Source organism: Rossellomorea sp. NS-SX7 (assembly GCF_052828565.1).
In genome coordinates this window covers 2,750,235-2,762,018 of the sequence record NZ_CM128249.1, presented here as the reverse complement: position 1 = coordinate 2,762,018, position 11,784 = coordinate 2,750,235, and the positions used below count along the sequence as shown (strand labels likewise).

At 45.0% G+C, this 11,784-nt stretch carries 14 protein-coding genes and 1 other annotated feature; all 14 genes read left to right on the top strand.

Annotation, left to right across the window (positions count from 1 at the left end; all coding sequences use genetic code 11):
• The first annotated feature begins 196 nt into the window (after window positions 1-196).
• Entirely contained in the window at window positions 197-1,180 is a 984-nt protein-coding gene (locus tag ACUXV2_RS13875) for a hypothetical protein (RefSeq protein WP_446243775.1), read from the top strand.
• Window positions 1,181-1,326: 146 nt separating this feature from the next.
• Entirely contained in the window at window positions 1,327-1,893 is a 567-nt protein-coding gene (locus ACUXV2_RS13870) for a Maf family protein (protein ID WP_446243774.1), read from the top strand.
• A gap of 32 nt (window positions 1,894-1,925) precedes the next feature.
• Window positions 1,926-2,630, top strand: a complete 705-nt coding sequence (radC, locus tag ACUXV2_RS13865) for a RadC family protein (RefSeq protein ID WP_446243773.1) — start codon at window positions 1,926-1,928, stop codon at window positions 2,628-2,630.
• A 233-nt stretch (window positions 2,631-2,863) separates the two neighbouring features.
• Window positions 2,864-3,871 (top strand): rod shape-determining protein, encoded by a 1,008-nt coding sequence (locus ACUXV2_RS13860; RefSeq protein ID WP_446243772.1) that lies wholly within the window; start codon window positions 2,864-2,866, stop codon window positions 3,869-3,871.
• 226 nt (window positions 3,872-4,097) lie between these two features.
• Entirely contained in the window at window positions 4,098-4,982 is an 885-nt protein-coding gene (gene mreC / locus ACUXV2_RS13855) for a rod shape-determining protein MreC (protein ID WP_446243771.1), read from the top strand.
• Entirely contained in the window at window positions 4,979-5,500 is a 522-nt protein-coding gene (mreD, locus tag ACUXV2_RS13850; protein WP_446243770.1) for a rod shape-determining protein MreD, read from the top strand. Before mreC ends, mreD begins: the two co-directional genes overlap by 4 nt.
• A 127-nt stretch (window positions 5,501-5,627) precedes the next feature.
• The gene (gene minC / locus ACUXV2_RS13845) at window positions 5,628-6,308 is read left to right on the top strand and encodes a septum site-determining protein MinC (RefSeq protein ID WP_446243769.1); all 681 of its coding nucleotides are present in this window, start codon (window positions 5,628-5,630) and stop codon (window positions 6,306-6,308) included.
• A gap of 1 nt (window position 6,309) precedes the next feature.
• Window positions 6,310-7,113: a septum site-determining protein MinD gene (gene minD, locus ACUXV2_RS13840; protein ID WP_446243768.1), complete on the top strand. Its 804-nt coding sequence runs from the start codon at window positions 6,310-6,312 to the stop codon at window positions 7,111-7,113.
• A gap of 329 nt (window positions 7,114-7,442) precedes the next feature.
• On the top strand, window positions 7,443-8,231 hold the full coding sequence (locus tag ACUXV2_RS13835) for a peptidoglycan DD-metalloendopeptidase family protein (RefSeq protein WP_446243767.1): 789 nt from the start codon (window positions 7,443-7,445) through the stop codon (window positions 8,229-8,231).
• Window positions 8,224-9,090 carry a M50 family metallopeptidase gene (locus tag ACUXV2_RS13830; RefSeq protein WP_446243766.1) on the top strand — a complete coding sequence of 289 codons (867 nt, stop codon included), beginning with the start codon at window positions 8,224-8,226 and terminating at the stop codon, window positions 9,088-9,090. The genes ACUXV2_RS13835 and ACUXV2_RS13830 overlap by 8 nt, the downstream gene beginning before the upstream one ends.
• A gap of 125 nt (window positions 9,091-9,215) precedes the next feature.
• A complete protein-coding gene (locus ACUXV2_RS13825; protein ID WP_446243765.1) occupies window positions 9,216-10,661 on the top strand; it encodes an Rne/Rng family ribonuclease in 1,446 nt (481 codons plus the stop codon).
• Window positions 10,662-10,728: 67 nt separating this feature from the next.
• Window positions 10,729-10,807 (top strand) — a sequence feature (ribosomal protein L21 leader region).
• Between the two features lie 13 nt (window positions 10,808-10,820).
• Complete coding sequence (rplU, locus tag ACUXV2_RS13820) at window positions 10,821-11,129, top strand: 50S ribosomal protein L21 (RefSeq protein WP_446243764.1); 309 nt, start codon at window positions 10,821-10,823, stop codon at window positions 11,127-11,129.
• 11 nt (window positions 11,130-11,140) lie between these two features.
• The gene (locus tag ACUXV2_RS13815; RefSeq protein ID WP_446243763.1) at window positions 11,141-11,473 is read left to right on the top strand and encodes a ribosomal-processing cysteine protease Prp; all 333 of its coding nucleotides are present in this window, start codon (window positions 11,141-11,143) and stop codon (window positions 11,471-11,473) included.
• Between the two features lie 12 nt (window positions 11,474-11,485).
• The gene (rpmA, locus tag ACUXV2_RS13810; protein WP_032087495.1) at window positions 11,486-11,776 is read left to right on the top strand and encodes a 50S ribosomal protein L27; all 291 of its coding nucleotides are present in this window, start codon (window positions 11,486-11,488) and stop codon (window positions 11,774-11,776) included.
• Window positions 11,777-11,784: the final 8 nt, after the last annotated feature.

Below are 11,784 nucleotides of genomic sequence, written 5' to 3'. Positions count from 1 at the left end.
CCCCGCAGGCGAAGCCGAGGAGGCTCACGGGTCACCCGCGGAAAGCGAAGTCTTGCACGGAAATCAACAGCGGAATATAGAAGTTCTTTCTATTAAAAAATTTGACGAAAACCTCTTGGGACAAGACGACAAAAGTCTTGTTCTTTTTTTTATGGGATGTGATAGCATGGAAAAAAATAGATGAAGGAGGGTGGCGATGGTGGACAAACCTAACGGCAAAAAACAAATCTCCATCAAAATAAATGGTGAGAGTACGGAATATGAAGAGGACTACCGTGTACACGACTGGAAGCTGGGGAAAGCGGAAACAGCGGCAGGCGAAGAGAAGCTAGAGGATCAGGGCTTTGATTGGAATCTGCCGGACGAAACCCCTCAGCCTCCAAAGGAATACAAAAAAATCAATTATGTGGGCGGCAAGAAAAAGAAGAATCGGAAATCATTCAAAAATCCTTTTCATGATTCGGTCAATCTTATCATGTCCATTATCGGGGCGGTGGTTGTCGGTGCCGTGCTTGGATTCGGAACGTTGAAGGTCATCACAAATACAGACGGGGGAGCAGTGCCTGCTGCTACCTTGCAGGATGATACTGCCGCTGGCGTGGCGGGGGGAAGTGAAGCGGCTGGTCCTCTTGAGCTGAAGGAATTTTCGACCCCGGTTCTGCAGGGAGGGGTCTTTTCATCCGAAGAGTCGATGGCCGCAATGAAGGACTCACTGACCTCCAAAGGAATAAATAGCGCATCCATCGAAAAGGACGGACAATGGTTTTTGCTGCTCGGGGTATCGGCTCATGTCGAGACAGCTAAACTTCTTGGGGAAAACATAAAAGAGAACGGTGTGGAAGTATACGCCAAGGACTTCCAGCTGAATGCCAAAGAAATCAAGGTAAGCAGTGAAGAGAAGACGTTTCTGGAAAAGGCAAATGGTCTCTATGCCATCCTTGCTGAAGAGAGCAGTAACGGAGTGGTGAATGGAAAGGCGAATGAGTCTGCAGCGGGGTCCATTGAATCCAGCTTAAAAGAAATTGAGGGACTTAAAGTCGGACAGAATTCGATTGCGCAAATGAAAGAATCGATCGAGAATGCAGCCATGCAGACACTTTCAATAAAATCCTCTGAAGATGCATCGAAGGTCCAGGGAGAATTGCTGGGATATCTTGAAGCATACAGCCGTCTACAATAAGCACTGAATTACGACTATTTTCTAGGAAATAATTGATGGGGCGACAAGTATTGAATTGCTTGTCGCCTTCTGCTTGTTTCAGGAGGCAGGATTTGGTACGATAATTCTGTATCTCCCAATCAATACGCCGAAAGGACTGGTATGGTATGTCCAACCTCATTCTAGCTTCACAATCTCCTCGCCGAAAAGATCTTCTTCAGCAGCTTCAACTTTCTTTCACCACCATAAGCAGCAATGTCGATGAAACGGTTGAACCACATTTAAAACCCCATGAAGTAGTCATGGAACTCGCACTCAGAAAAGCAAAAGAAATATCAGCATTGCATCCCGATTCATATGTATTGGGATCGGACACTGTGGTAGCGCAGGGGGACGCCATCCTTGGAAAACCTCAATCAGAGGAAGAAGCCAGGGAAATGCTTGTCATGTTATCTGGTAAAACACACTCGGTGTATACGGGTGTCGCAATTCTTTTTGGTGATGAACAAACTCTATTTTACGAAAAAACGGATGTTACGTTCTGGGAGTTAACATCTCGAGAGATCGATGAATACATCGCTTCTGAAGAACCCTTTGACAAAGCTGGGGCGTATGGTATACAAGGACTCGGTGCCAAGCTCGTAAAGGAAATAAAAGGCGATTATTTCTCTGTCGTCGGCTTGCCGATTTCTAAGGTATACAGGGCTCTTCGGGAAATGGGTCATCTTCAATAAGTACGGCTCCTTTAACTGACAAAGGAGGACCTATGGAAAAAACAGTGGAAAAACAAAGCAAGCTGATGATTCGTGATTATCCCCAGGATGAACGGCCGAGGGAACGGCTCATCCAAAGCGGGGCAGCCAGTCTTTCCAATCAGGAATTATTGGCGATCCTGCTCCGGACAGGGACAAGATCCGAATCTGTCCTTCAGCTTTCAAACCGTCTCCTGACTAGTTTTGACGGATTGAATCTTTTAAAGGATGCATCCCTTGAAGAAATTACGAAAACGAAAGGCATCGGTCTCGCCAAGGCCGTTCAGATCATGGCTGCAGTCGAACTGGGCCGCCGGATCGGCAACCTTGCCTTCGATGACCGCTACAGCATCCGTTCCCCTGAAGATGGTGCTAATTATGTCATGAATGACATGCGTTTTTTAGCACAGGAACACTTCGTTTGTCTTTACCTCAACACCAAAAATCAAGTTCTCCACAAACAGACCATATTCATCGGCAGTCTGAATGCTTCAATCGTCCATCCGCGTGAAGTGTTCAAAGAAGCCTTCCGCAGGTCGGCTGCATCGATCATCTGCATCCACAATCACCCGTCCGGAGATCCCACCCCGAGCAGGGAAGATATCGAGGTTACAAAGAGATTGGTAGAATGCGGGCGGATCATTGGTATAGATATACTTGATCATCTGATCATTGGAGAGAAAAAATTTATTAGTTTAAAAGAAAAAGGGTATTTATGACACTAGGATTTTTTTAATGGTTACGATATAATTATGCTTATGATTTTTACTCACAATATGCTGATTCATTAAGCGTAGCTCATTGAAAAAAGAGTCGTTCTCTAAAGAATGAGTCTTTTCGTTATGTCATGAAGTATCAACTATTGTAAAAAATTCGAGGATGAAGAGTCTGGACAACTCTCTTTAGCCAAATATAAACCAGCCAATTTGTATCAGAAAGGGAGATACCATTAATGTTTGGAACGAAAGATTTAGGAATTGATTTAGGCACAGCTAACACGTTGGTGTACGTAAAAGGAAAGGGCATCGTTGTACGCGAGCCTTCCGTCGTTGCACTTCAAACTGACAATAAACAGATCGTCGCTGTCGGAAACGATGCGAAAAATATGATCGGAAGAACACCGGGGAACGTAGTGGCGCTCCGCCCGATGAAGGACGGGGTCATTGCAGACTACGAAACGACTGCTACTATGATGAAATACTACATAAGGCAGGCAACCAAAAATAAAAATGCTTTTTCAAGAAAACCTTATGTAATGGTATGTGTACCATCTGGAATCACAGGTGTAGAAGAACGTGCTGTCATTGACGCGACTAGACAAGCAGGTGCAAGGGATGCATATACGATCGAAGAGCCTTTTGCCGCTGCGATCGGAGCCAACCTCCCAGTCTGGGAACCGACGGGAAGCATGGTAGTGGATATCGGGGGCGGTACGACAGAAGTGGCAATCATTTCACTTGGCGGGATCGTCACAAGCCAGTCTATCCGTGTAGCCGGTGATGAAATGGATGACAGCATCATCAACTATATCCGAAAAACATACAATCTCATGATCGGTGACCGCACTGCTGAAACAATCAAGATGGAAGTCGGTTCAGCGGGAGATCCGGAAGGGATTGATCCAATGGAAATCCGCGGGCGTGACCTTTTGACAGGACTTCCGAAAACGATTGAAGTAACGGCTGCTGAAATTGCTTCTGCCCTCCATGATACGGTTTATGCCATTGTCGATGCCGTTAAGAGCACCCTGGAGAAAACGCCTCCTGAACTTGCAGCGGATATCATGGATCGGGGGATTGTGCTTACCGGCGGAGGTGCACTTCTTCGCAATATGGACAAGGTGATCAGTGATGAAACGAAAATGCCTGTCCTTATCGCAGAAGAGCCGCTTGACTGTGTGGCAATCGGTACCGGTAAAGCACTTGATCATATTCACTTATTCAAAAACCGCGGTAAATAATCAGTTTAAATGAAGTGGGGACTGTTCCTTAAAGTACTTCACCAAAGTACATAAAGGCGTCCCCATCTTTTTTCGCTTCATGAATGTCGAAAAAGTAAATAATTTGGAATGATATCAATATCGAAAAGATTTTGATATAGTATTTAATAGAATTAGGCTCTGTTAAAGCTTACAGTTGTTAAGGTGTTTAATAGACCAAGAATTAATAAAGGTTGAGGTGTACAGCATGCCACAATTCTTCCTGAACAAACGATTGATCATCCTGCTTGTCAGCATTATCGTTCTCGTAGCATTGATCGGATTTTCTTTACGGGAAAGAGAAAGCATCAGCTGGCCGGAGCAGTTTGTGAAAGATATGGTAGGATTCGGACAATCATTGATTTCAAAGCCTGTCAACTATACAGGCGGAGTAATTGAAAATGTGAAAGATCTTCAAAATACATACACAGAAAATGAAAAACTGAAATCCCGCCTCGACGAGCTCGTCAAGCTTGAAACGCAGGTCAGGGACCTTAAACAGGATAATGAAGAACTGAGAGCAGTTTTAGAGAAAAAAGAAGATTTAAGAAGCTACGATACGATCCAGGCTACGGTCATTGCCAGAAACCCTGACAGATGGCAGGAGCTGATTACAATCGACAAAGGTGAGGTCAACGGAATTAAATCCGATATGGCCGTCATTTCTTCGGCCGGATTGATCGGAAAAGTCAAAAGTGTGAACGAGTTTTCATCAACGATCGAGCTCATCTCCACGAATAACACGAAGAACCGCATCTCGACTGTCATTCAAGGAAAACAGGATATCAATGGCTGGATCGAAGGCTATGACAGTGATAAAAAAGAAATATTGGTCAAACGGATACCAAATGACCTGAAAGTTGAAGAAGGATCCAAAGTCATCACATCGGGACTTGGCGGCGTATTTCCTAAAGGATTGGTGGTCGGTGAGGTGAAAGAAGTAAAACCGGATCAATACGGCCTTACACAGACAGCATATGTCAAACCGGCAGCCGACTTCTATCATTTAGAGCATGTGATGGTGATCGACCGTGAAATGAATGGCGTTTCAGAGCCACAAGCTGAAGAGGATACCGAGGAGGAAGAGCAATGATCAACAGGCTCATCCTTCCTTTAGTGACTCTCCTTATCTTTTACAGTGAAAGTCTTTTTGTCATCCTTTTTCCCAATTTGGAATGGGCCGACCAGCGCATCCTGGTGCCTCATTTCCTGATCATCTTCATTCTTTTCATTTGTGGTTTCTTTCAATATAAAACCGCCTTATTATACGGATTTATCTTTGGGTTCCTCTTTGATATCTTTTATACGGAAATCAATGGGATTTATTTAGTGTTCTTTCCCTTTGTCGTTTTTCTTGCGCACGCTATGATGAAGATCCTGCATAATAACTTGTTCGTGTTCGCACTCATTGTGATCGTGAATGTATCTGTGCTGGAGTTCCTTGTCTATCAAATCAATGTCATCATACAGCGCACAGACATGACGCTTATTCAATTTGCCGACTTGCGCCTATGGCCGACATTGGTCCTGAACCTCATTTTTTATATCATTTTTGCCTATCCATTCAAGATTTTTCTGCAGCGAAAACAGAAGCAGCTTCTTGAAGATTGATAGAAGGATTTTGAAAGAAAAAGAGAATTCAAATTTGTGCTTGAAATTCGCGAAATTTGTCCTATAAAAAAAGGATATATCCATGCTTATGTCGAATTTATAGACGACTGAGGTGAAAAATTGCGCCATGAAAAAGAAACCAAATGTAATGATCAAAGGTACGAAAGAAGGACTGACCCTTCATCTCAATGATCAGTGTTCGTTCGATGAACTGAAGAAAGAGTTGGACGAAAAGCTGTCGGCACATTACCGTGAAACCGAGGGTACCCCTTTACTCACAGTGAATATCCAAACGGGGAACCGCTATCTGACAGATGATCAAGTGGAAGAGCTGAAGGAGATAGTCAGGCAAAAACGCAATCTGGTAGTAAATGAAGTGTTGAGTAATGTCGTCACAAAAAATGAAGCAGAAAAATTAATGAACGAAAGAAATATAGAAACCTTAACGGGTGTCATTCGCTCAGGGCAAGTGATTGAAACACCGGGGGACATGCTGGTTGTAGGTGATGTGAATCCCGGTGGAAAGATTCTTGCAGGAGGGAATATCTACATATTGGGTGCTTTAAAAGGAATTGCCCATGCAGGCTGTACCGGGAAGGAAGACGCGGTCATCGTCGCTTCGAAAATGCTGCCCTCGCAGCTGCGTATCGCAGACTGTTTAAATCGTGCACCCGATCGGCCGCTGGACGAAGAACAGCACGATATGGAATGTGCGTACATAGATGAGAACGGTCAGATCGTCGTCGACCGCCTGCAGGTACTAAAGCATCTTAGACCAAATATTACAAGTTTTAAAGGAGGAAGCTAATGTGGGTGAAGCCATAGTTGTTACTTCAGGTAAAGGTGGAGTGGGTAAGACGACCACTTCTGCCAATGTTGGTACAGCATTAGCTCTACAAGGTAAAAAAGTTTGTCTGATTGATACGGATATCGGTCTCAGAAACCTCGATGTTGTCATGGGACTCGAAAATAGAATCATTTACGACTTAGTCGATGTTGTGGAAGGCCGCTGCAAAATTCATCAGGCGCTCGTGAAGGATAAGCGGTTTGAAGACAAATTATTCCTTCTGCCTGCCGCACAGACAAGCGATAAGTCAGCGGTGAATCCTGAACAGATGAAAAAACTGGTCCTGGATTTAAAACAGGATTATGATTACATCATCATCGACTGCCCGGCAGGAATCGAACAGGGCTATAAAAACGCGGTAGCGGGTGCAGACCGTGCCATCGTGGTAACGACTCCCGAAATCTCCGCTGTCCGCGATGCAGACCGGATCATCGGACTGCTTGAAAAAGAGGATATCGAACCGCCTAAGCTGATTATCAACCGTATCCGCAGCCATATGATGAAAAGTGGCGAAGCGCTGGATGTAGATGAAATCACGGCTCATCTGTCAATCGACCTGATCGGAATTGTCGCCGACGATGACAATGTCATCAAGTCCTCCAATAAAGGAGAACCGATCGCCCTTGATTCAACAAGCAAAGCTTCGATTGCGTATCGGAATATAGCGAGACGCATCCTCGGGGAATCCGTTCCTCTTCAATCGCTGGAAGATACGAAACCGGGCGTGTTCTCGAAAATCAAAAAACTATTCGGCGTCAAAGCTTGATAGGTAAATAGAATCTCAAAACCCGACAATGGTCATCCGGACATTGTCGGGTTTTTAATTTGGTGCGATGCGGCATGCCTTCGTGCCTGGCACAAATAGCCTGATATGTGCCAGGCACAAATAGTCTGTTTTGAGCCAGGCACAAATAGTCTGTTTTGAGCCAGGCACAAATGGTCTGTTTTGACCGCTTCACCCCATCCCCCATTCCACGCATTTTTGTTTTCTTTCATGAATATTCCCTTCGGACAAGTCATACATTGTAGCATGTGAATAGAACAGGCTCGTTTGGCGCGGAGCCGGACAATACCTTATAAAAAGGAATGGTGTTCATGGGGAATCGAGCGGATGAAATAAGAAAGCGGATTGCAAAAAGAAAGAAAACAAATAAAATGACCAATCAGCGCGGCTATACAAACGGTTCTTACTTTCTGCCGAGTGATGAAGAACGATATGGGGCAGAACGGTATTCGAGCTATGAAGGCGGGCCTCCTCCGGAAGGGTTTCATCCGTTATTTAAAAAAGAAACGTTCATGATGAAGATTTTAGGTGCAGGCATCATGGTATTGATCACAGCGATCATGTTCAAAAGTCCTTCACCTGTTTTTGACGAAGCAAAATCGGTGGTCAATCGTACAATGGAGACGGAATTTCAGTTTGCCGCCATTTCGTCCTGGTATGAGGACCAATTCGGGAAGCCGTTGGCATTGCTGCCCGGAGGCACTGAAGATAAAGACTCTTCTTCCGTTGTCAACACGGAAGAATATGCAAGGCCGGCTTCAGGGAAAGTTGTTGAAAATTTCAAAGCGAATGGCCAGGGTATCATGCTTGAAACCGGTTTTGGCGAAGATGTTGCCGCAATGAAAGGAGGACTGATCATTTTTGCCGGAAAGAAGGATAAGCTTGGGAATACAGTCGTCATCCAGCACGAAGATAAGTCCGAATCCTGGTACGGCCATCTCGAATCGATTGAAGTGAATCAATATGAGTATGTCGATAAAGGGTCTGCAGTCGGAAAAGTTTCAACGAGCGGGGAAAGCGATGTCTCAGGGGAATTTTATTTTGCCATTAAAATGGGTGATGAATTCATCGACCCGATACAGGTGATATCATTTGACTAATTTTACTTCGGCAGTAAAGAAGCTTTATATTCACCCATTGCTCTGGCTTGTCATGGCCATCGGCATAGCGACGGCTCATTTTCTTGAGCTGATCATGCTGCTTCTGATCATCACCATCCACGAATTAGGCCATGGGGTGACTGCTCATTATTATTCGTGGAGAGTGAAAAGAATCGCCCTCCTTCCCTTTGGGGGAGTCGCTGAAATGGATGAACACGGCAACCGTTCCCTTCGCGAGGAGTTCTGGGTGATTGCATCAGGGCCGCTGCAGCATGTCTGGCTTGTGGGAGCAGGTTGGCTATTGATGAAAGGAAGTTTCATCAGCGGAGACTTATTCACGCTGTTCCTTCAATTGAATCTTATGGTGCTGCTGTTCAATCTGCTGCCGATCTGGCCGCTTGACGGCGGAAAACTGATTTCGTTACTGCTGTCGCTCAAATTCAATTATTTGAAGGCATATGAAATGACGCTGATCAGTTCCTTTTCACTCCTGATCCTGTTTCACTTATCCATCCTCGTCATTGCACCGTTTCATTTGAATATTTGGATCGTGCTATCGTTCCTGTATTTTTCATTATGGATGGACTGGAAGCAGAGAAGGTATAATTTCATGAAGTTCCTTTTAGAACGTTATTATGGGAACAGTCATCAATTCGCTGACTTGAGACCCTTGCCGATCGAAGGTGAAGACACGATTCTGACGGTAGTTGAACGATTCCACCGTGGTGTGAAGCATCCTCTCGTCGTGCTTGATGGGGGCACTGAAGTCGGAAAGCTTGATGAATCTGAACTCCTCCATGCATTCTTTGCTGAAAAAATGACAAACGCCAAAACGAAGGATCTTCTCTACCTTTATTGACGAATGATCGCAGACTGTTTAAAGTGAATAGTAGAAATTACACAAAGGTTTGACGTCGAGTCATTCCTTTTCTTTTTTATTGGCGAAAAAATGACGTGTTTTACATAGAAAAGAGGGATCCTCCGTTGGAAGAAATCATTGTGCACGGAAAAGGCAGGGAAAAACGCTGGGTTCTGCGCAAAGATCAGAAGGTCGCCGGGCTGTTCACGTATCAGCCGCAGGAAGAGACGCTGACAGGCAATATTTACTTTGGGAAAGTGGTCAAGGTACAAAAAGGCCTTGGAGCAGCATTCGTGGATATCGGACAGAATAAAAACGGCTACCTTCACGAAAAAGATTTCCCCCAAAACGTCGCAGCCTATCACAGGGGGGATGCAGCCATACCAATCTCTAAGTGTGTGCATGAAGGGCAAAAAATCCTGGTGCAGGTGACGAAGGATGCGGCGGGGACAAAAGGGCCGAAATTGTCTGCAGTCATTGAACTCAAGGGAGAGCATCTTGTTTATATGCCTGAGGGACATTATATCGCCGTTTCCAAGAAAATCGATGAAGCGGAAAGGCGAGATTTGAAGCGTACCGGGAAAGAATGGAAAACGGAAGCGGAAGGGGCCGTTTTCCGTACGAAGGCTTCCGGAGCCGGGAGTGAAACATTGATTGAAGAACTAGACACATTGCGAAGCCGATACCAGGCTCTCGAAGGATTGAGCCGGCGAAGCAAAGCTCCTGCCCTTTTATTTAGAGAGGATGCGTTTTATAAGGACCTTTTTGAACAATTGAAAACAGGTGAAGGCGGATCTATTGCGGTAGATGACTTTGAGTGCTATGAACATCTAAAAGGCTGGATCGAGGCTCATTACAGCGGCAAATGGGTAATGGAGCTTTATCAAGGCAGGGAAAATATCTTTCAGCATTTCGGGGTCTCGTCTGTTTGGAAAAACGCATTGAAAAAAGTGGTCTGGCTTGATAATGGTGCGTTTCTGCTTATCGAATCGACAGAAGCGCTTACTGTGGTAGATGTCAATTCGGGCAAGTTCACAGGTAAGGATGATCTTGCACAAACCGTTTTGAAGACGAACAAACTGGCTGCTGTGGAAATGGCTAAGCAATTGACCCTCAGGAATATCAGCGGCATCATCCTGATTGATTTCATTGATATGAAAAAAGAAACCCACCGAGAGGAAGTACTGAGGGCTTTCAGCGAGGCCCTTCAGGAAGATTCACAGCGCACGACCGTTTTGGGCTTTACCTCACTTGGTGTCCTGGAACTGACAAGAAAAAGGGCAAGGCCGTCCCTAAATGAATATTTAACCGTCCCATGTCCTGTATGCAGCGGAACGGGCCGGATCGTCAGTCCCGAAAGCAAAGCGTTTCAACTGGAGAGGGAGCTCTGGGAATATCAGGGCACAGACACTGCGGAAATTGTGATAGAGGGAACGAAGGATGTGCTCGATGTGTTTGCCGGCAGCGAAAGGCACCATCTGAAAAGGTTGGAGGAAGCATTGAAGATGAAACTTGATCTTCATGTCATCAATCATTCACATCCGCATTATCAAATCGGAAAGATCGTATGAATTTCATGATTTATATTGACACCCCCTCTCGAATTGTGATAGGATTCTAATGTTATTGATTGTAGCACCCGTGCTACAACCGCTCAGAACAGGTCTTAAAGTGTGGAGAAATCCAGCACCTGTGATTGGCGAGTCTGAGTTTATTAAGGAGGTGCGATTATGTACGCAATTATCGAAACAGGTGGTAAGCAAATCCGTGTAGAAGCTGGTCAAGAAATCTACATCGAAAAGCTAAACGCAGGTGAAGGTGATACGGTAACATTCGACAAGGTTCTTTTTGTTGGTGGTGACGATGTGAAAGTAGGAAGTCCATTAGTGGATGGAGCTACTGTAACAGCGAAAGTTGAAAAACAAGGCCGCGCGAAAAAGCTTGTAGTATTCAAGTACAAGCCTAAGAAGAACTACCGTCGTAAGCAAGGTCACCGTCAACCTTACACAAAAGTTGTAATTGACAAAATCAACGCGTAAGGCGTGATTGAATGATTAACGTTTACGTTGAGAAGTCCGGTGAAAGAATTCGTTCTTTCTCGATGGACGGTCATGCAGATTTTGCCGAACATGGGCAAGATATCGTTTGTGCCGGTGCCTCTGCTGTTTCATTCGGAAGTGTCAATGCCATCATGTCATTGACCGGTGTAGAACCCATCATTGAGCAATCAGCCGATGGGGGATACTTAAGCTGCGTCATTCCTGACGGCTTACCTGACGAAACAGATATGAAGGTCCAGCTGCTGCTCAGCAGTATGGTGATCAGCCTGCAAACAATTGAAAGAGACTATCGTGATTTCATTAAAATAACCTTCAAAAAGTAGGAGGTGGAACAGATGTTAAGATTAGACCTTCAGTTTTTCGCGTCTAAAAAAGGAGTAGGTTCGACTAAAAACGGTCGTGACTCTATTGCTAAGCGTCTTGGTGCTAAGCGTGCAGACGGTCAAATGGTTACAGGCGGATCTATCCTTTACCGTCAACGCGGTACAAAGATCTACCCAGGTTTGAACGTTGGCCGTGGTGGTGACGATACACTTTTTGCTAAAACAGACGGTGTTGTTCGTTTCGAACGCATGGGTCGTGACAAGAAAAAAGTGAGCGTATACCCTGTTGCGAATGAAGCTTAATCGCATAT

Coding starts and splice junctions, on each gene's coding strand:
- radC (WP_446243773.1), top strand. CDS start 1,926: ATGGAAAAAACAGTGGAAAAACAAAGCAAGCTGATGATTCGTGATTAT.
- ACUXV2_RS13870 (WP_446243774.1), top strand. CDS start 1,327: ATGTCCAACCTCATTCTAGCTTCACAATCTCCTCGCCGAAAAGATCTT.
- ACUXV2_RS13860 (WP_446243772.1), top strand. CDS start 2,864: ATGTTTGGAACGAAAGATTTAGGAATTGATTTAGGCACAGCTAACACG.
- mreD (WP_446243770.1), top strand. CDS start 4,979: ATGATCAACAGGCTCATCCTTCCTTTAGTGACTCTCCTTATCTTTTAC.
- ACUXV2_RS13815 (WP_446243763.1), top strand. CDS start 11,141: ATGATTAACGTTTACGTTGAGAAGTCCGGTGAAAGAATTCGTTCTTTC.
- rpmA (WP_032087495.1), top strand. CDS start 11,486: ATGTTAAGATTAGACCTTCAGTTTTTCGCGTCTAAAAAAGGAGTAGGT.
- mreC (WP_446243771.1), top strand. CDS start 4,098: ATGCCACAATTCTTCCTGAACAAACGATTGATCATCCTGCTTGTCAGC.
- ACUXV2_RS13835 (WP_446243767.1), top strand. CDS start 7,443: ATGGGGAATCGAGCGGATGAAATAAGAAAGCGGATTGCAAAAAGAAAG.
- rplU (WP_446243764.1), top strand. CDS start 10,821: ATGTACGCAATTATCGAAACAGGTGGTAAGCAAATCCGTGTAGAAGCT.
- ACUXV2_RS13875 (WP_446243775.1), top strand. CDS start 197: ATGGTGGACAAACCTAACGGCAAAAAACAAATCTCCATCAAAATAAAT.
- minC (WP_446243769.1), top strand. CDS start 5,628: ATGAAAAAGAAACCAAATGTAATGATCAAAGGTACGAAAGAAGGACTG.